An 18,828-nucleotide genomic window follows, 5' to 3' on the forward strand; every position below is an offset into this window, starting at 1 on the left:
CTCAGACCATTTCGTTCTTGGTGAGCCAGCGCATCACCGGCCATCCGATGAACACCGGCAGCCAGCAGGTGAGCACCCGGTACAGCAGCACCGACGGCACCCCGATGGCCGCGGGCACCCCGAACGCGGCGAGTCCACCGATGAGTGCGGCCTCCACCGCTCCGACGCCACCCGGGGTGGGGGCAGCCGAGGCCAGCGTCCCGCCCACCATCGTCACCACCGTGACGGTGACGAACGTGGTACCCCCGCCGAACGCTTCGACGCTGGCCCACAACGCCAGCGCGGCGCCGAGAGTCGTTCCGGCACTTCCCAATACGATCAGCGCGAGTCGTTTCGGCTCCTTGGCCAACTCGACGAGGTCGTTGCTGACCTCCTTCAGTTTGGGCTGCACCTCGGTGGCCAACCAGCGACGCAGGTTGGGCACGAACAAGAAAGTGCCGACGATGCCCAGTGCGACCCCGGCGATCAGGTACAGCACGGTGGCATTCGGCACGAAGTGCGACAGGTCGGTCGAGGTTCCTGCGACCGCGCTGAAAAAGATCAACAACGACAGGTGGACGATCACCTGCACGGCTTGCTGCAATGCCACCGCGGCGGTGGCACGCAGCGCATTGAGGCCGCCCTTTTGCAGGAAGCGCGTACTGAGAGCCAGGCCGCCCACGCCGGCCGGGGTCGTGGTCGCCGCGAAAGTGTTCGCGATCTGCATGATGGTGAGCTTCCAGAAACTCACCAGCCCGTCGGCGCAAGCCCACAGCGCACCGGCCGCACCGACATAGGTCAACGCCGACACCGTCAAGCCCAGCAGCGCCCACCACCAGTTCGCATTGCGGAGTTCGGAGAAGAACGTCGGCACGGTGCTGATGAACGGGTACGCGACATAGACCAGGGCTCCGATCAGCACCAGCTGAATGACCTGGCTACGGCTGAACCGGGTGATCGTCTCGTCTTTGATCTGGTCGGCACCGGTCTGGCGCTTGACCTCTGCACGGGCATCGGCGATCACCGCTTTGGCATTGGGCACCTGTGCCCGGATCCGTTTGGGCACAGCGGATTTCGTGAGACGCCGGGAGGCGTCGAGGATGGTGGGCTTGCCGAACGCGTCGATCGCGGCGGCCACCGCGGCCTGCGCGTCGTACAACGCCGAAGTGGTCACCAGCAGGTGGGCGATGTCGGACTGCAGCTGGGCGTCGGTGGCGCCGTATTCGGCAGCGCCGAAACCACCGAACAAAACTCGGCCCTCGGCGACGGTGATCTCGTGGCAGCGCAGGTCGCCGTGGGAGACCTGGTGGTCGTTGAGGGTCCGCAGCGTCTTCCACACCTCCGACACCGGCGTCTGGGCAGCGCACTCGTCCAGCGGGATGCCCTGAACGGGGTTGTGCGCGTACAACGTCCAGCCGCGGTCGAGCGCGGCCATCGCGATCGTGGCGGAATTGGCGACGCCGATGTCGCCAATCGCGATGGCCATCAGCGCCCGGTGCTCGACGGCACGGCGCAGCGAGGTCTGCAGGGGAGCGGTCTCCGATCCGCGCAGCCGCAACTTCCACCAGAGCTGGCGCAGGGCGCCGCCGCTGCGTTGATGCGGTCCGTACAGTTCGACGGTCGCGGTGGCCTCGGGATCGGTGGATTCGGCCGACAGCACCAGCGGTCCGGGGCCACCGGGCCGAACCACCAGCAGCCTGGACGCCAGAAATCCGCGCTTGGCCAGCGCGCGGACCGCGCCGTCCAGCGGCACCTCGAGTGCCGGAGTTCCGACGACGAGCACCACGAATGCGCCGACGAACCAGCCCACCGCCAGTCCGACCACGGCGCGGGCCGGGACGATGGCGCTGACCACCAGGTGGATCGGCACGAAGGCCAGCAGCAGACCCCACCACCAGTGCCGCCAGCGGGCCGGCAGCCACGGCCCCGACACCGTCAGCACCGCCGCAAGCATCGCGATCCACCGGGGATCGTCCAGAAACTGGGCGGGCAGCGTGCTGAGTTTGTCGGATAGGTCGAAGTGCCAGCGCGGCGCGGCGATCCGGTTGCTGCTGATCGACAGCGGCAGGAAGGCCATCAACCCGGCCGCCGCGTACGCGGCGAGCAGCTTCCACTGCCGGGAAACGATCAGTCCGATCAGGATCACGAACGGCAGCGCCAGGATCGCGGTGCCGTACACCAGGTACACCAGATCGGCCTGGTTGGGGCTGAGCACGCCCACGATCTCGGAGATGGACTTCTCCAGGGCCACCCACCGCGGCCGGGTGATCAGCGAACTGGTCACCACGGCTATCAGTGCCACCGTTGCCAGCGCCAGCCGGATGATGTCGTTGGTCCGCCGGGTGAGTGGTTGCAGCAAGTTGCCGGACACGGTGATGTCGCGACCGTCAACTCGCATGTGCACGGGTCGTCCTTCGGGGTCCTTCGGATCGGTTGCGCGTGCCGGCGTCGGCTGTTCTACGACAACTTAACGTGCCGACCTCCGCCGATCCTGCTCAAGTAGGGTCGGCACGGATGTGTCCTGCGACGAGGAGGGCTGGGCGTGGCGCGCAGCGATGGCGACAGTTGGGAGATCACCGAAAGCGTGGGGGCGACCGCGCTGGGGGTGGCCGCGGGCCGGGCCGCCGAGACCGAGAGTGAAAATCCGCTGATCAGCGACCCTTTTGCCCGCGTATTTCTGGATGCCGCCGGTGATGGGGTGTGGAACTGGTTCGCGACCGTGGAGCTGCCCGACGAGGTGCTCGAGGCCGAGCCGCAGTTGCCCCAGCAGATGCAGTCGATGGTGGACTACATGGCGTGTCGGACCGCGTTCTTCGACGGCTTTTTCCTCGACGCCGCCCGCGCCGGGGTGCACCAGGCGGTGATCCTGGCCGCCGGACTGGACTCGCGGGCGTGGCGGTTGCCTTGGCCCGACGGCGTCACGGTGTACGAACTCGACCAGGCCAAGGTGCTGGATTTCAAGGTGTCCACGCTGGCCGATCATCCGTCGGGCGGCGCTGCCGCACCGTCCTGCCACCGCGTCGGTGTCGCGGTGGACCTGCGCGAGGACTGGCCTGCCGCGCTGCGGCAGGCCGGGTTCGACGCCTCAGCTCCGAGCGCGTGGTCGGTCGAGGGTCTGCTGCCGTATCTACCGGCCGCGGCGCACGAGTTGCTGTTCGAGCGCATTCATGCGCTAGCCGCCGCGGGCAGTCGGATCGCGGTGGAGGCGCCCGGCCCCGACTGGATGGACCCGGATCTGCTGGCGCGGCGGCAGGAGCGAATGCAGCGGCTGCGTGAGCTGATCGCCGAGGCGGACCCGGATCGGGAGATGCCCGCCACCCAGGAACTGTGGTACTTCGAGGAGCGCGAAGACGTCGGCGCCTGGCTGAGCCGACACGGGTGGAACGCGAATGTGACTCCGGCCGATGAACTGATGGCTGGTTACGGTCGCGGAGTCCCCGACGGGGTCGAGGACACCACGCCGCGCACGCTGTTCGTCTCGGCGGTGCGCTCGTAGCCGCCGCTAGGCCACGCTGCCCTTGACCAGACTGCCGCCCTTGATGATGGCGCTGAACGTCTCGGCGGGCCGGGTGATCAGGGAGATGTCGGCGACCGGGTCGCCGTCGACCAGGATCAGGTCGGCCAGGGCTGCTGCGGCCACCACTCCCAGCTGTCCCGGGTAGGGGTTGCGCGGCCCGGACATGGCCAGCAGCTGAGCGTTGTGAAATGTCGCCTGCTGCAACACTTCTGCCGGTGTGAACCATCGGGTCAGCTTGGCCAGCTGAGCGCCCTGGCGCGTCGCGAGGTGTGCGTCGAACAAGGTGTCGGTGCCGAACGCAATCTTGACTTTGTGCTTGATCGCGAGTTCGTAGGCGCGGTCGGTGCCGGCAACCATCTGTTTGAACTTGGGGAGGCTGGCCGGGGGCAAGGGGGTCGCGTCTTCGTCGTCGAGGAACGGCTGCAGGCACCACCAGATGTCCTTTTCGGCAAGCATCGCGACCGTCTCCTCGTCGAGCAGTTGGCCGTGCTCGATACACCGGACTCCGGCCGCCACCGCGGTGCGGACAGCTCGCGGGGTATAGGCGTGCACCGTGACGTAGGTTCCCCAGTTCTCGGCGGCCTCCACCGCCGCACGCATTTCGGCGAGGGTGAACTGGGAGACGTCGAGCGGGTCGTAGCTCGACGCGACGCCGCCGCCGGCCATCAGCTTCACCTGAGATGCACCGCGGCGCAGCACTTCTCGCGCGCCGCGCAGCACTTCGGCCTCACCGTCGGCGATGACCGCCGCACCGACGATCTCGGTGTAGCTCAGGTGGCCGCAGATGCCGCGCGGCACCTCGTTGGGCAGCCGGAAGTCGCCGTGCCCGCCGGATTGCGAGATGAAGGCCCCGGCCGGAAAGATGCGCGGCCCCAGGATCGCGCCCTCGTCGATGGCCTGCTTGATACCGAACACCGGGCCGCCCAGATCGCGGACGGTAGTGAACCCACGCAACAGCGTCTCCTCCGCGCTGACGACGGCTTTGGCGAAGACATAGCCGATCTCGCTGAGCTGCGCCATGATCGCCGGGATGGTGGTGAACGCGGCGTGCCAGTGCGCATCGATCAGGCCCGGCAGTAGCGTCTTGCCGGTGCCGTCGATCGTTGGGCCGGTTGATGTTTCGGCTCCGTTGTCGGCAGTCGGGGTGACCGCGGCGATCAGACCGCCGCGGACCGTGACGTCCATAGGTTCGGTGATGCGGGCGTCGACGCTGTCGAAGACGTGGACGTTCGAGATGCGGAGGTCGTGCGTTTCCATCCGGGACTCCTCGTCGAGACGCGGGAAACTGCCGTCGCTGGACGCCGCCAAGCATCCGTGGCCAGCCTAAAGAACGCGTCTGTTCATCGTGGAGGCGGTGGCGCGGGTGGGTACTGGCCATAGATTCCCCACGGCTCACCGGATAGGAACGCTTGGTGCTGGCCGTCGGCGCGGGCCGCGATCCTGGCCTGCTCCGCACGACGGTCGAGCGCGCGTTCGTAGGCCCGGTAGCCGAGATAGCCCAGGCCCGCCAGCGCCACCACCCCGAGGAACACCGCGGGATGGCTCACCGCCACGCCCAGCAGGAACAGGCCGCCGAAGACGCCGGCGATGATCAGGCCGGTGTTCGACTGGCCCGCGACCCGGGGCCGGGACGGGCTGGCGATCGCCACGATCAGCCAGATGGGTAGCCACATGCCGCAGGTCAGCAACGTCAACACCAGGTGCAGGGCGTGGTTGGGACCACCGGTGAGCACCACAGGCGGTGGCGTGCCGACGTTGTTGTTGATGATGATCGCCGGCGCGGGCGGGGGCGGCGGCTGACGGTAGGTCCACTGCCGGCCGTCGAAAAAGCGTTGTCCGGGCACGCCGGACGGATCCGGGTACCAGCCGGGAGAAGGTGTATTGCTGTGCATGGTGCGAATGCTAGGACCAGGGTCCGACAGCCCCGATCGAGTCGACCGGTGGTCCGGTGATGTGTCGGTTCGATGCGTTACGGTGCCGGCGTGGAGGAAGGTCTCTATGAATCGCTGGTGACCGAGCGGCTGAGCCGGGCGCTGGCCGCGCGTGCGGATCTCGAACCCGATATCGGGCCGGTCGACGACGCCGAGCAGCCGCTCACGCTGACCAGGCATCTGACGCCGCTGATCGAGCGCTCGCTGCGCGCGTCCAGGACTGCGCAGGCGCGGGCCCGGTTGGTGGACAAAATCTTGGCCGCGCTTTCGGATCCCGCGGTGCTGGACGAGACGCTGCATCAAGACGACCCGGCCAGGATCGACCGACTCGAATCCGTGGTGCGGGCGCACAAGCTCGGCGCGTCCCGCCCGGTGCGTCCGGTCACTCCGTTGTCGGATGCCGCGCTGATGACCAACGCCCGCAACGAGCCGACGCTGGCCGCGGAGCTGCGGGCTGAACTAGCCAGCGCTGATCGGGTGGATCTGTTGTGTGCCTTCGTCAAATGGCAGGGGTTGCGGCTACTCGAGGACCAACTGAACGAGCTGCGGCGCCGCAACGTGCCGGTGCGGGTGATCACGACAACCTATCTGGGGGCTACCGACGCGAAAGCCTTGGATGCGCTGGTTGACGACTTCGGTGCCGAGGTGCGCGTCAACTACGAAACGGACCGGACCCGTTTGCACGCCAAGGCCTGGCTACTGCGGCGAAACACCGGATTCGACACCGCGTACGTGGGCTCGAGCAATCTGTCGCACGCGGCGTTGGTGGACGGGTTGGAGTGGAATGTGCGGCTGTCGGCGATTGCGACGCCGCACTTGCTGGAAAAGTTTCGCGCTACCTTCGAATCATATTGGGAGAACTCGGAATTCGTCCATTATCAGCCGTCCGCCGATGGCGAGAAGTTGCGGCGTGCGCTTGACGTCGCCTCCGGGGCGCAATCGCGCGACCGGCTGACCGTCACGCTGTCCGGCCTGGATGTACAGCCCAAACCCTTTCAGGCCGAAATGCTGGAGGAGCTTGACGCAGAACGGGTTCTGCATGATCGTCACCGCAATCTGATCGTCGCGGCCACCGGAACCGGGAAGACCGTGGTTGCTGCGCTGGACTACCGGCGGCTCGCTCGAGACGTGCACGGTCGCGACCTGAAGTTGCTGTTCGTCGCGCACCGCAAGGAGATCCTGACGCAAGCGCGTCGCATTTATCAGGAGGTACTGACAGATCCCACCTTCGGTGAGCTGCTCGTCGACGGCCAGGTCCCGGTGCGATGGCGTCAAGTGTTCGCCAGCATCCAATCACTGTCCGCCGAACGGCTTGCCAAGCTGGAACCAGAACATTTCGACGTCGTCGTCGTCGACGAGTTCCACCATGCCGAGGCATCCTCGTACCGGCGTCTGCTCGATCATGTGAAACCGTTGGAACTACTCGGTCTAACGGCTACCCCTGAGCGCGGCGACGGCGTAGACGTACGCGAATTCTTCGACGGGCGGGTGGCCGCCGAGCTGCGACTCTGGGAGGCGCTGGAGCAGAACTTGCTCTGCCCGTTCCATTACTTCGGGATCCACGACGGTACGGATCTGGCAGACCTGCAATGGAAGCGCGGCGGCTACGACCTGGATGCGTTGAGCAATCTCTACACCGGCAACGACGCGCGGACCCGCGTCGTGCTCAAGGAGTTGCGCGACAAGGTGTCCGACGTGGCGGCCATGCGGGCGCTGGGTTTCTGTGTGAGCGTCGACCACGCGCGCTACATGACGCAACGTTTTCTCGCAGCGGGGATCAAGGCCCGGGCGGTGTGGGCGCAGACCGGGCCTGCCGAACGCCGGGCGGCGCTGACCGACCTGCGCAATCGGGAGATCAACGTGCTGTTCGCTGTTGATCTGTTCAACGAAGGACTGGACATTCCCGAGGTCGATACCGTGCTGTTCCTCCGGCCGACCGAGAGTGCCACGGTCTTCCTTCAGCAATTGGGCCGTGGTTTGCGGTTGACGCCGGGTAAGACGGTGCTCACCGCGCTGGATTTCGTCGGTAACCAACGCCGGGAGTTCCGTTTCGATCAGCGGTTCCGTGCGCTGACCGGGTTGGGGCGAAAAGCTTTGGAACGCCAGATACAGAACGGGTTTCCGTTCTTGCCGTCAGGTAGCCAGATCGTGCTCGACCCGGTGGCGCAGAATCTGGTGCTGGAAAACATTCGTCAGCAACTCGCACCGCGCTCCGCCGCGTTGGTGTCCGAGATCCGCTCTCATCCCAACGGCGAACTGTCTTCCTACCTGGACGAGTACGGACGCAGTCTCGAGGATCTGCTGCGACCGGGACGCTCATGGACGACGTTGTGCCGCGAAGCCGGCAAGCCGGTAGCCGCGCCAGGTCCACAGGAGCGCGTCCTGGTCAAACGGGTGCGAGCCGTTGCCCACGTCGACGACAGGCGACGCCGCGCTGCCTATCAGGCGATGTTAGGCGGTGAGACGCCGAGTCCCGCGGAAGAGCGTTTGGCGGAGATGCTGTTCTTCTCGCTATTTCCCGACGGCGGTGGCTTTCCAAGCGCCGCAGCAGGTCTCGCTGCGCTGCGGCAGGAGCCGGTCGCCGATGAGATGCGCCAAGTGATCGACATCGCCTTCGATGGTGCGCACCGCAGCACATACCCGTTAGGCCAGTTCGTTCCCGAACTCGACCGAGTGCCACTGGCCGTGCATGCCAGCTACTCCCGAGAGGAGATACTCGCCGCGCTCGGGTTCGCGTCACTGCGTCGCACCCCGAGCACCATGCGCGAGGGTGTCGCCTGGTGTGAATCGGCGCGCACCGATGCATTCCTGATCACGTTGAAGAAGAGTGAAACGGATTATTCTCCGACGACGATGTACCGCGACTTCGCGCTGAACCAGCAGCTATTTCACTGGGAATCGCAGTCCACCACCACTTCGGCGTCGCCGACCGGGCAGCGTTACATCAATCACCGTGAACGTGGCTCCCACATCTTGCTGTTCGTGCGCGAAACGAAGGGAAACGCATTCGGGGCCGCCCCGTATGTCTTCCTCGGTCCCGCTGACTACGTGTCGCACGAGGGCGAACGGCCCATGGCGATCACCTGGCGACTGCGTTGCCCGATGCCCACCGAGGTATACATGGCAGCGCGTGCTGCGGTCGCCTAGAAACGATCAGGGCCGGCTTCGATCCACCAGGGTGGGACGCTGATATCCAGTCGGGTGCTCGCGCGATATCCGGCCCACGTGGGCACGCCCGCCGGCTGCCCACGGTAAATGCCGCGCGCGGCCGCGATGACCCGGGGCCGCTGAGTTGGCCACTGGATGTCATTGGCAATCTGCTCCAACAGATTTGGGTCGCGCTCCAAGACCCGGTCGACGATGTCCACGGCGGGCAGCGCACCGCTCTTGTCGCTGTTGCATCTGCCGCACGCCAGCACCAGGTTGGCTTAGCCGTCGATTCCGACCAACGACCAGGGGAGCACATGGTCGATCGGGTTGTTGGTCGGTAAATGCGTATTGCAGTAGAAGCAGTGCGCGCCGAAAGCTTCTTTCAGTGGATCCCGGACAATGGCCAAGGCGGTACGCTCCCTGCCGAAGAGATGTCCCGCGACGTCGGGCACCTCGGCGTCGAGAAACCTGTTCATCCGGCGGACGTCGTCGACCCACATGATTTCCAGCGCGGGTTTGAGCAGTCCGGACAGCCGTGCCAGGCCGTGCGCCACCCCTGGGTGCAGCACGATGGCGTCCCCGTGGGCGCGCAGCGACGACCGGGAAACGTGATCGTGCAGGAACGAGTCGTCGTACAGAAACGGATCGCTTTGCGCCGACCCGGGCAGCCGTTGCAGCCGGTGCAGCGGCTGCTGCGCCAGGCACAGCGCAATCTCGTCAAGTGCACGCCGATATACCTCCGGCACGCGGATCATCGCCACGTCCAGCGAGCGTCCACTGTTTCCGACAGCGGACGCTATACGTAACTGGTTGACGGTGTGCAGGATCCGGGCTTTGGGTTGGGTGGACTGCTGCAATTCATGTCCGTCGAAGGGGCGCACCTGGCGCCAGTAGATCTCCAACACCCGGTGGGCCAGATCGGGAATCGGGACCGTCAACCTGTCCTCGGGTGCCGGCGGCAGATTCTCGATGCAGAAGTCGATGAGCGCGGTCAGGGTCGCCAGTTTGTAGGTCGCGGTGCGCAACCCGGTCTCCAGGATCGCCACGACGCGCTGCCCCAGTAGCAGCGGATCCAAACGATTCTCGTCCATCGCCCACAGTCACCTCTTCATCCACAATCCTAGGGTTTCCGGTGCCTGCGACCCAGGCTCGGCGCCCTCTCGTGTCAGAACTCGGCGCGACACTCGAGGCAGTCGAAACTTCGAGTTGCAGCTCGCGCGAAAAGACAACGGGCAGTTGGCAACTCTGGATAGCGGGCTGGCGGCCCTGCACAGCGACGTCGCCGTGCTCGTTCCCGTCGCGCCCGGCTAAATCGCCCGAGTGGCGTGCAGCCGATGCGCAAGCCCGCTGGCCCGGATCGCCCGTCGGCCGACGGCGGCGCGCACCGTGCTCTCGGAACCGACTACTCGGACCTTCTTCTTGGCCCGGGTGACCGCGGTGTAGAACAGCTCACGCGTCAGCAGCCGCGAATCCTCCGGCGGCATCAGCACAGTGACGTCGTCGGCCTGGCTGCCCTGGCTCTTGTGGATCGTCATCGCGTGCATGGTCTCGACATCGGACAGCCGGCTGGAGGCGAACCCGAGCAAGCCGTCGGTGCCGGCGATGACGACGCGAAGCGCACCTTCGTGCTCCGCGTCCAGGACAGTCACCCCGGCGTCGCCGTTGTAGACGCCCAGCCCATAGTCGTTGGTGGTGACAAGCACCGGTCTGCCGACGTACCAGGACGACCAGATCGGCTCGCCGGTAGCCTCGGCCAGCCAGCGCTCGACCTGTCGGTTCCAATATTGGATACCGTGCGGACCGCGGCGGTGCGCACACAACAGACGATGCTCGTCGAGGGTCGCCAGCGCGGCCGTCGCATCACCCAGCACCGCTGCCGCACGCAACCGAAGCGCGTGCGGGACAAGTACCTTACGCAGCTCATCGGTGGGCTCGGCGGTGTCGATCCACTCGACGTGATCCCCGCCGGCCCGCAACACTTCGACCGCCAGGTCGGCGTCACCGTCGCGGATCGCCAACGCCAGCGCACCGATCGACTCACCGAAGCGATGGGAGGTCTTCAACACCGCCAGTGCCTCGTCCTGCGGGCCCAAGCCGTCCACCAGGTCGGCCAGCACAGCGCCGGCCTCCACCGATGCCAACTGGTCCGGGTCGCCGACCAGCAGCAGACGCGTCTGGGGGCGCACCGACTCGAGCAGCCGGGCCATCATGGTCAGCGACACCATCGAACACTCGTCGACCACGATGACGTCGTGCGGCAAACGGTTGGCGCGGTGATGGCGAAACCGCGACGAGGAATCCGGCCGACTGCCCAACAACCGGTGCAGTGTGGTGGCGCGCAGACCCGAAACCCGTTGCTGGTCAACCTCACTGAGCTCACCGATCTCCAACTGTACCGCCTCGTTGAGCCGAGCCGCGGCCTTGCCCGTGGGCGCCGACAATGCGATGCGCAACCGCGGCCCGCCGGCCAGCTCCTGCTGCTCGGCGAACAGCGCCAACAACCGTGCCACCGTGCTGGTCTTGCCGGTGCCCGGCCCGCCGGTGAGCACCGTCAAGCCTTGGCGCAGTGCGGTGTTCGCGGCCGCCCGCTGTTCTTCGTAGTCGTGGGGGAACAGCCGGTCGAGCCCGGATATCTGCCCCGCCGCGCGGTTCGACAACAAGGCGCGGTTTGACAACAAGGCTACGAAATCGTCGGCGACCTGTTGTTCCTCCCGCCAATACCGGTCCAGGTACAGCAGGCGGCCGTCGTAAACCCGCAGCACGGGCGGGGATCCGGCCAGCGGGCTGGCCAGGACGGCGGCCAGCCACTCGTCGGGATCCGGCCACGGCAACCTCGGCACACCGACCTGTGCCTCCACCATGCGCAGGTCCAGGCAGACCGAGCCGCCCCGCAACGCGCGCACCACCAAGGCCACCGCCAGCGAAACCGACGGATCCGATTCGCCCGACATCTCCGAAAGCCGCTGCGCGACATGGACGTCCGCCGATTCGATCACGCCGGCCTCGTTGAAGGTCCGCAAAATCCCGGCAGCCCCCACGGCCTGCCGCCAGTCGGCCGGGTCGACGATCTCCACCGTCATGCCGCAGCCCTGCCGGCGTCGAGCAAATCAGAAATCGACGTCACCAGCGCCGCCGGCGGCGCCCAACTGAACACCCCGGCCGGATGCCCGTCCACCACCGGGGTGTCCGGTCCGCACATGCCGCGCAAGAACAGATACAGCACCCCGCCCAGGTGACGGGCCGGATCGTAGTCGGGCACGCGCCAGCGTAGAAAGCGGTGCAGCACAACGCTATACAGCAATGCTTGCAGCGGATAGTCCGAATGCAGCATCGCCTCGACCAGTCGCGGTCGGGTGTAATCGGCCGCCGTCAGCGAGGACCGGTCCGCATCGCCGAGCCAGTTGGTCTTGTAGTCGACCACCAGATACCGGTGTTCGGTGCCGTCGGGAATCCGCAACACCGCGTCGACCGAACCACTGAGATACCCGCGCAACGATTGGTCGCCCAGCGGTTCGCCGGCCAACCTGTCGGCATAGCAGGCCAACGGGTCATCGGCGGGTAGGTGCGAGCGCAACAACAAACCGACATCGGACAGCCGAACATCGGCCGCGCCCGCGCGGACGTCACCGCCGGCCAGGGGAAACTCGAAGTCCAACTCGCGCAGCCGGTCCGGCAGACCGATCTGCCGTAGCGTCACCCCCGCGGCCAGCGGGCCCAGGGGAGTGTCGTGCATCGTGACCAGAGCGGCGGCCAGTTCCGCGGCAGGCGTGTCCACCGGCCACCAGACCGAATGCACCCGGATCTGCGCTTCGAGCTCAGCGGCGAGATCGGCGGCGAACGGATCGGCCGTCTCCAGCACCGCGTGGACCAACGAACCGAACTTCGCGCCGGTCGGCAGTGCGGCCATCGGCGAGGGCACCGCGGATGTGGCTGCCGGCCTGGTCAACGGAATGTCGCCGACTTCGTCGTCCAGCTCGGCCACCTCAGGCTCGCTGCTCACGCCGACGGACACCCCCGGCCGCTCCGAGACCCGGATCAGCCCCGAGTAGGACGTGCGCCGCCATGCGGTGTCGATGGGCCGATGGAAGTGCCGAATGTCCAGGTCCGACGGCGCCATGCGGTCCGGAACGCCGGGCGACGGGCCGATCACCGATTCCTCGATGACCGGACCACTGGCGTCTTCCCACTCCCGCAGTCGCAACCACGCTTCCTCGTCGCTGATCTTGGCGGGCGTGCAGCGGTCGGGCACCACGGAATCCCCGGGGCGCCGGCCCCGCAGCAGCCGGGACAGGCCGCCGTTGGGTTCGTCGTGTGCTGGCGACCACCAGGCCACCACCTGTGACTGGGCCCGCGTCAGCGCGACGTACGTAAGCCGGCTGTCGTCGCTGGCCGCCTCTTGACAACCCAGCTGTTCCACCGCGGCGAAATCCGGACTGTCCTTGCCACCGACATGCAGGCAACGCACATCCCCGTCGTGGAACAGCACCAGATCGCGTTCCTGGATGTTGCGATTGAACGCGAACGGCAGGTACACGACGGGATATTGCAGGCCCTTGCTCACCCACACCGTCATGATCTGCACCGCCGCGGCGTCGCTGTCCAGCCTGCGGTTGCGCTCGGTGGCGCCACCCCGCTCGTCGCGCTGGTCGCGCAGCCAATCCCGCAGCGCGGGCAGCGAATACTGCTCGCGGTGGGCGGTTTCCTGCAGTAGCTGCGTCAAATGCGCCAGGTCGGTCATGTGTCGCTCGCCGCCCTGCCAGGACAGCACCCGATCGCTCATCCCGGCCATCTGCGCCGCCTCGAATATCGCCGCCACGCCGCGCTGCCGGGCGTGGTCGGCCCAGCCGCGCAAGGTGTCGGCGACGCGGTCGGTGAGCGCGTCCCCGCCGCTTGCCAGGTCCTCGGCGGTGTGGCCGAAGAACATCGTCGCCGCGGCGGCGCGCACGATGCCGGGGCGGTGCGGTTGGTCGAAGGCTTCCAGCAGCGCCAGCCAGTCGTCGGCGGCGGCTGAGGCGAACACATCCGAATCGCCGGTGTACACCGCGGGGATACCGGCGTCGGCAAGGGCGCGATGGCAGGCGCGGGCATCCTTGTGCGTCTCGACGATCACCGCGACGTGACCGGCCCCCAGCGGTTTGCCGTCGAACGTGGCGCCGCCGGCCAGCAGCGCGCCGATGTCCGCGGCGAGGTCGCGACCGATGTGCTCCCGCAGTTCGCCGATAGGAAGATTTTGAAGTCCATTGCGGCCCAATGTTTCTCGTTTCACAACGCGAAGCCGGAACGGATGGTTGCGGGGCGCCCCGGCCAGGCGGTGGCCCTGATGACAGGCCGTCACGTCGCGGACGACGATGTCGGGGCCGCCGAGTTCGGCACCCAGCAGCACCGCCTGCAGCCGGTCGACGAGCGCGGCGTCGCTGCGCCAGTTCATCGCCAGCGTCCGTTTGTCGCCCGCGGTCGCGGCGGCATGCAGGTAGGTCACGATGTCGCCGCCGCGAAACGCGTAGATGGCCTGCTTGGGGTCACCGATGAGGATCAGCGTGGACCGGCCGCTGAACGCACGCTGCAACACCTGCCACTGCACCGGGTCGGTGTCCTGAAACTCGTCGACCATCACGATCGGCCAGCGTTGATGCATGCGGACCCGGGCCGGGGAATCGTCGGTGTCGAGGGCGTCGGCCAACCGGATGAGCAGATCGTCGTAACCCAGGATGCCGCGCTTTCGCTTGCGCCTTTCCAGCTCGGCGAGAACGCTTTTGACGAAATTCACGCGCACCGCGGCCGGGGAGCCCTGCGCCGGATCGAGTGGCCGCAGCTGCGTCGACGGGTTGTTCACCGCCTTGCGGGCGATCCGCAGCGCCTCGGGATAATCCAGTACCGGATCGTCACGCTGCTGCCCGAAATGCGCAAGGTACAGATCGTCGACGATCTCGGTGACCAACTCGTCGAGATCTTCAACCAGAGTGACGCCGGCGTCCGTATCACCGGCCACACCAAGTGATTTCAGCACCAACTGGCAGAACTGGTGGATGGTGGCGATGGTCGCGGAGTCGAAGTCGGCCAACGCATCCCGCAGGCGTTGCCGGCGCCCCGCACGTTCGGAATCGGTGCCCGCGACGAGACGGCCCACCAGCTGGTTGTCGCCGACCGCGCCCGGATCGTCGAAAGCATTGAGCGTATCCACGATTTGGCATCGCACCCGTTCGCGGAGCTCCTGGCTGGCCGCCCGCCCGAACGTGATGAGCAACATTTCATCCAGGGTGGCCCGGCCCTCGGCGACGTACCGGGTCACCAGGCCGGCCAACGCGAACGTCTTACCGGTTCCGGCGCTGGCCTCCAGCACCGTGGTGGAGCGCGCGCCGGGCAGCGGGCCGAGCAGGTCGAACGGTTGCATCAGCGGTGGCTCCGTTCCGCGTGCACTTCGGCCCGCAGCATCGGCAGCCAGAGTCGAGCGGCGTAGGCGCCCAGGCGATTGTCTTCTCCCTCGTATTCCTCGCCGGGGCGCAGCGGCTGCATCAGATCAGTCAGCGGGGCGTGCCGTCCCCAGGCTCGCACGTGAGCCGGCTCGTCGTCCTCGCCGGGGTACCGGTCGGATTTCCACCGGTACCGGGCCTTGGTAATCGGGTCCTCACCGGCATAGCGGGCCACCGCCCACGCGTAGGAAGTCTTGACGGGCAACGGAATCGGCTCCCGGCGTCCGGCGTCGTAGATGGCCACCAGGTCACGCAACAGATCGGCGGCGGGCTGCGGTGGTTGTCCGAGGCACTCCTCGCGCGCAGTAGTGCCCCGCTTCGGCCGGCCGATGCAGACGGCCGACCAGTCACGCCCGGGGAACTGGGCGAACAACGCCAACAACGGGATCCACGATTGCAGCAGATGCTTGCCGTCGAGCTTGGAGTACGTCACCGACACCAACCGGTCGCCGAACACATGCGGCACCGTGCCCGTCAACCGTCGACCGCCGAGGTCGATGTCGACGTCGTAGGCGGCCGCGTCGACGTGCCGGTGCTGCCGCGCCGCGTCCGCGAGCAGGGCGGCCTGGTCGCGGATCTCGGTCACCTTGCGCCAGCCGAGCCGGCCGGGTGGCAGCGTCCCGCGCCGCCACTCCGCGTGCCGGGCCTGGTCGGGAGCCATGCCGGCCAGGATGTCGTTGAGCATCCGATCACCGACGGTCCACGCCTCCAGCGCGTCGATCTCCACCGGCATGGCGTCCGCGACGCCGTCGACGTCCCACGGCAACGTGTACTCCAGCGCCCGGAAGAACCCCTTCACCGGATCTTTGAAGAACGAGACCAGGTCTGCGAGTGCGATGTCGTCGATCGGTGGGGGCGGCAGCGGCCCGCAGATGAACTTCGGTTGCTCGGCGCGCACACCGCTGGCCGACCGGGCCGCGCGCAAGACGGTCGGATCGAAGCTGAACGGCACCCCCGGGACCAGTCGGCCACGCTCGACGTTACGAATATCGAAGGGCTGCAACGGATGTTCGGTGACTATCCGGGAACGAACGTGTTGCTCGGTCGTGTTGTCCAGGGTGTCGAGCAACTCGGCCAGCGGGACCGCGGGTGGCCGACGTTGACCCGAATACTCGTTCGCGCCGGTGTAGGTGATGACCAGATGGTCGGTGGCCGCCCCGACGGCGTCGAGCAGCAGTTGCCGGTCCTCGGAACGGATGTCGCGCTCACCGGTCAGCGGGCGGCGGGCCAGCACGTCGTCACCGTCGACGACACCCAAGCGCGGGAAGACGCCGTCGTCCAGACCCACCAGGCAGATCACCCGGTGTGGGACCGAACGCATCGGGACCATGGTGCAAACGGTCAGCGTGCCGGTACGGAAGTTCGCCCGAGTGGGACGCCCGGCGAGGTGGCGTTGCAGCAGTGCGCGCACGTCGGTCAGCCGCAGCGGCGTCTGCGATCGGTCTCCCGCGGTACGGAGCACGTCGCCGAACTCGCGCTGCAGCTGGCTGGTCTGCCACGCATCGGCATCGTCGATCGCCGTCAACAGGGCGACGCCGTCGGTCAACGCGGTCAACCACTCCCGCAGCGCGCGGATCCCGGTGAGGGAATCGACCGCACGCCGCAACCGGTCGACGAACTCGGCGAACTGGCCCACCAGTTCGACCCGGTTGCTGCCGACATCGTCGAGCGGCAGCGTCGAATCGATCCACGAATGCGAAGCCTCCGACAGTGCGACCCCGGCCAGCACGCGGTCGACCCCGAATCGCCAAGTGTTGTGCACGAAGTCGACCCCGAACGGCGCGCGGTGCTCCTTGTCGAAACCCCACCGGATGTTCGCCTGGCGCACCCAGCGGGTGATGCCCTCCAGGTCGTCGTCGCCGAACCCGAAGCGCGCTCGCACCGGAGCGGCTTGGGCAAAGTTGAGCACCTCGCTCGCCGTCACCCGGCCGTTCGCCAGCTCGAGCAGCTGGGAAGCCACGCCCAGCAGCGGATTGGTTTGCAGCAGTGAACGATCGGCGAGCCGCACCCGCAGCCGGTGGCCGGGATGGACGCCCGGAACCACATCGCCGAGCCCGAAGTCGGCCACGATCAACGGCGCATAGGTCTCGATGTCGGGGCACATCACCAGGATGTCCCGCGGCTCCAGGGTGGGGTCGTCGGCGAGCAGGCCGAGCAGCACCTCGCGCAGCACGTCGATCTGGCGGGCCGGGCCGTGACAGCTGTGCACCTGGACCGAGCGGTCGTTCGGCGCAAGTGTGCGTCCCTGGGGCCGAACAGCGTTGGCGGTCAGGTCGGACTGCAGCCAGCCGAGCAGGGTGTCGGGTCTCTCGGCGCCGGCGAGTGCCTCGTCGGTCGCGGGATGAGCGGGCAGGCTACGTTGCAGCTCGCGCAGATCCCTGCCCAGCGTGGCCAACAGCGGATGCCCGACCTCGCGGTGACTGGTGTCCTCCCGGCGCGGCAGGACACCGTGACTGCCGGCCAGCGCCTGCCACAGCGCGTCGCTGGGATGCGGCAGCCACAAGTGCAGCTCGTGGTGGGTGGCCACCGCCTCGAGCAGTTCTACGTCGGTACCGGCCAACCGGGTATGCCCGAACAGGGACAACCTGGGCGGTAGCTCCGCGCGGCCGGCGTGCAAACGGGTGAGCGTCTTTTCGTGCCGGACGTGCGGTGGATCCGCGGGGACCCGGGCGACCAGCGCGCGCCACAATTCGGGCTGCCAGGCCAGATCCTCGTCGAGGTTGCCGCCGTTGCCGTCCAGCCAGTCGACCAGCAAACCGGGGCGTTGCCGAGCGTAGGAGGCGAACAGCCCGGCCAGCCGACGCGCCACCGCGTAACGTCGTCCCCGACGCAGTTCGGCTTCGTCTCCAATTTCGAAGTGCCCCAAATGTTTTGCCAGCGAGGCACACCACGGCTCGTCCAGTGAACAGTCGATCACCTCCAACAGCGGCCACGTCATGGCCTCGGGCGACCACGGATCGTCGTCCACGGTTCCGGTGACCTCGGCGATCAGCGACGCCGGGCTGCGGAACGACACGCCGGCGCACACACCGTCGCCACGATCCGGCTTGCGCCCCAATCGGTGGGACAGCCGCTGACTCAACCAGCGCTCGACCCCGCGGGCCGGCACCAGGACCAGCTCCAGGGCAAAGGGGTCCGCCAGCGGCTCGGCCAACAGGGCGCCCAGACCGTCGGCAAGCAGATCGGTCCGTTCGGCACGGTGTAGATGAAGCGCCATCGCGGGCCACCATAGTCCGTGGGGCCGACACGTCGCCGTCATGCTCGGCTTCCGATCGGGGGCTGCGGTGCGTCGACTCACGCCGGATCACGGCATGCTGGGGGACGTGAACAGACACGAGATCACCGAACAGATCGTCGTCGCCCGGTTGACCAGGGGTCTGAGCTGGCAGCAGCTGGCCGACGCCATCGATCGGCCGCTGCTGTGGACGACGTCGGCGCTGCTGGGCCAGCACCCGATACCCGCCGAACAGGGCAAGATCCTGGTCGACCTGCTGGGGCTGGACGAATCCACCGTGCCGATATTGGCGGCGACCCCGATGCGTGGCGGACTGCCGACCGCGGTGCCCACCGACCCGACCATCTACCGCTTCTACGAGGCGCTGCAGGTCTACGGCGGCGCGCTCAAGGAAGTTATCCACGAGCAGTTCGGCGACGGCATCATGAGTGCCATCAACTTCAGCATCGACCTACAGAAGAAGCCACACCCGTCGGGGGACCGCGTCGTGGTGACCTTCGACGGGAAATTCCTTCCCTACCAATGGACTTCGGCCCATCAGTGAGC

At 67.3% G+C, this 18,828-nt stretch carries 9 protein-coding genes and 2 pseudogenes; 4 read left to right on the forward strand and 7 right to left on the reverse strand.

Annotation, left to right across the window (positions count from 1 at the left end; all coding sequences use genetic code 11):
- Position 1: 1 nt before the first annotated feature.
- Complete coding sequence (locus MKCMC460_RS05985; RefSeq protein WP_236983807.1) at positions 2–2,377, reverse strand: lysylphosphatidylglycerol synthase transmembrane domain-containing protein; 2,376 nt, start codon at positions 2,375–2,377, stop codon at positions 2–4.
- A gap of 144 nt (positions 2,378–2,521) precedes the next feature.
- Here MKCMC460_RS05985 and MKCMC460_RS05990 point away from each other — a divergent pair, with 144 nt between their 5' ends.
- Positions 2,522–3,475: a class I SAM-dependent methyltransferase gene (locus tag MKCMC460_RS05990; protein WP_236981035.1), complete on the forward strand. Its 954-nt coding sequence runs from the start codon at positions 2,522–2,524 to the stop codon at positions 3,473–3,475.
- A 6-nt stretch (positions 3,476–3,481) separates the two neighbouring features.
- Here MKCMC460_RS05990 and MKCMC460_RS05995 read toward each other — a convergent pair whose 3' ends face one another.
- Together MKCMC460_RS05995 and MKCMC460_RS06000 are read right to left on the reverse strand one after the other, a co-directional pair.
- On the reverse strand, positions 3,482–4,753 hold the full coding sequence (locus MKCMC460_RS05995; protein WP_236981037.1) for an amidohydrolase family protein: 1,272 nt from the start codon (positions 4,751–4,753) through the stop codon (positions 3,482–3,484).
- Between the two features lie 83 nt (positions 4,754–4,836).
- Entirely contained in the window at positions 4,837–5,388 is a 552-nt protein-coding gene (locus MKCMC460_RS06000; protein ID WP_236981039.1) for a DUF2510 domain-containing protein, read from the reverse strand.
- Between the two features lie 90 nt (positions 5,389–5,478).
- Between MKCMC460_RS06000 and MKCMC460_RS06005 the strand changes: the two genes are divergently transcribed.
- Entirely contained in the window at positions 5,479–8,574 is a 3,096-nt protein-coding gene (locus tag MKCMC460_RS06005) for a DUF3427 domain-containing protein (RefSeq protein ID WP_236983809.1), read from the forward strand.
- Here MKCMC460_RS06005 and MKCMC460_RS06010 read toward each other — a convergent pair.
- A pseudogene (locus MKCMC460_RS06010) lies at positions 8,571–9,668 on the reverse strand (HNH endonuclease). The gene MKCMC460_RS06005 and the pseudogene MKCMC460_RS06010 sit on opposite strands and share 4 nt — an antisense overlap.
- 118 nt (positions 9,669–9,786) lie before the next feature.
- Here MKCMC460_RS06010 and MKCMC460_RS06015 point away from each other — a divergent pair.
- Positions 9,787–9,888, forward strand: a pseudogene (locus MKCMC460_RS06015) (VapC toxin family PIN domain ribonuclease); the annotation flags it as partial.
- Here the strand turns inward: MKCMC460_RS06015 and recD are convergent.
- Genes recD through recC form a run of 3 tightly spaced genes read right to left on the reverse strand, consistent with a single transcriptional unit; the run spans position 9,885 to position 18,264 of the window.
- Positions 9,885–11,657, reverse strand: a complete 1,773-nt coding sequence (gene recD / locus MKCMC460_RS06020; protein ID WP_236981041.1) for an exodeoxyribonuclease V subunit alpha — start codon at positions 11,655–11,657, stop codon at positions 9,885–9,887. The pseudogene MKCMC460_RS06015 and the gene recD sit on opposite strands and share 4 nt — an antisense overlap.
- Positions 11,654–14,968 carry an exodeoxyribonuclease V subunit beta gene (gene recB, locus MKCMC460_RS06025; RefSeq protein WP_236981043.1) on the reverse strand — a complete coding sequence of 1,105 codons (3,315 nt, stop codon included), beginning with the start codon at positions 14,966–14,968 and terminating at the stop codon, positions 11,654–11,656. Before recB ends, recD begins: the two co-directional genes overlap by 4 nt.
- On the reverse strand, positions 14,968–18,264 hold the full coding sequence (gene recC / locus MKCMC460_RS06030; protein WP_238305399.1) for an exodeoxyribonuclease V subunit gamma: 3,297 nt from the start codon (positions 18,262–18,264) through the stop codon (positions 14,968–14,970). The genes recB and recC overlap by 1 nt, the downstream gene beginning before the upstream one ends.
- A 94-nt stretch (positions 18,265–18,358) precedes the next feature.
- Between recC and cynS the strand changes: the two genes are divergently transcribed.
- Positions 18,359–18,826 carry a cyanase gene (gene cynS / locus MKCMC460_RS06035; protein WP_236981046.1) on the forward strand — a complete coding sequence of 156 codons (468 nt, stop codon included), beginning with the start codon at positions 18,359–18,361 and terminating at the stop codon, positions 18,824–18,826.
- Positions 18,827–18,828 lie beyond the last annotated feature (2 nt).

This window comes from Mycobacterium sp. 20KCMC460, assembly GCF_022179425.1.
Taxonomy (GTDB): domain Bacteria; phylum Actinomycetota; class Actinomycetes; order Mycobacteriales; family Mycobacteriaceae; genus Mycobacterium; species Mycobacterium kiyosense.

Excerpts from the sequence above, each read along its gene's own strand:
- MKCMC460_RS05995 (WP_236981037.1), bottom strand. The coding sequence starts at position 4,753 with ATGGAAACGCACGACCTCCGCATCTCGAACGTCCACGTCTTCGACAGC.
- cynS (WP_236981046.1), top strand. The coding sequence starts at position 18,359 with ATGCTGGGGGACGTGAACAGACACGAGATCACCGAACAGATCGTCGTC.
- recB (WP_236981043.1), bottom strand. The coding sequence starts at position 14,968 with ATGCAACCGTTCGACCTGCTCGGCCCGCTGCCCGGCGCGCGCTCCACC.
- recD (WP_236981041.1), bottom strand. The coding sequence starts at position 11,657 with ATGACGGTGGAGATCGTCGACCCGGCCGACTGGCGGCAGGCCGTGGGG.
- recC (WP_238305399.1), bottom strand. The coding sequence starts at position 18,264 with ATGGCGCTTCATCTACACCGTGCCGAACGGACCGATCTGCTTGCCGAC.
- MKCMC460_RS06000 (WP_236981039.1), bottom strand. The coding sequence starts at position 5,388 with ATGCACAGCAATACACCTTCTCCCGGCTGGTACCCGGATCCGTCCGGC.
- MKCMC460_RS05985 (WP_236983807.1), bottom strand. The coding sequence starts at position 2,377 with ATGCGAGTTGACGGTCGCGACATCACCGTGTCCGGCAACTTGCTGCAA.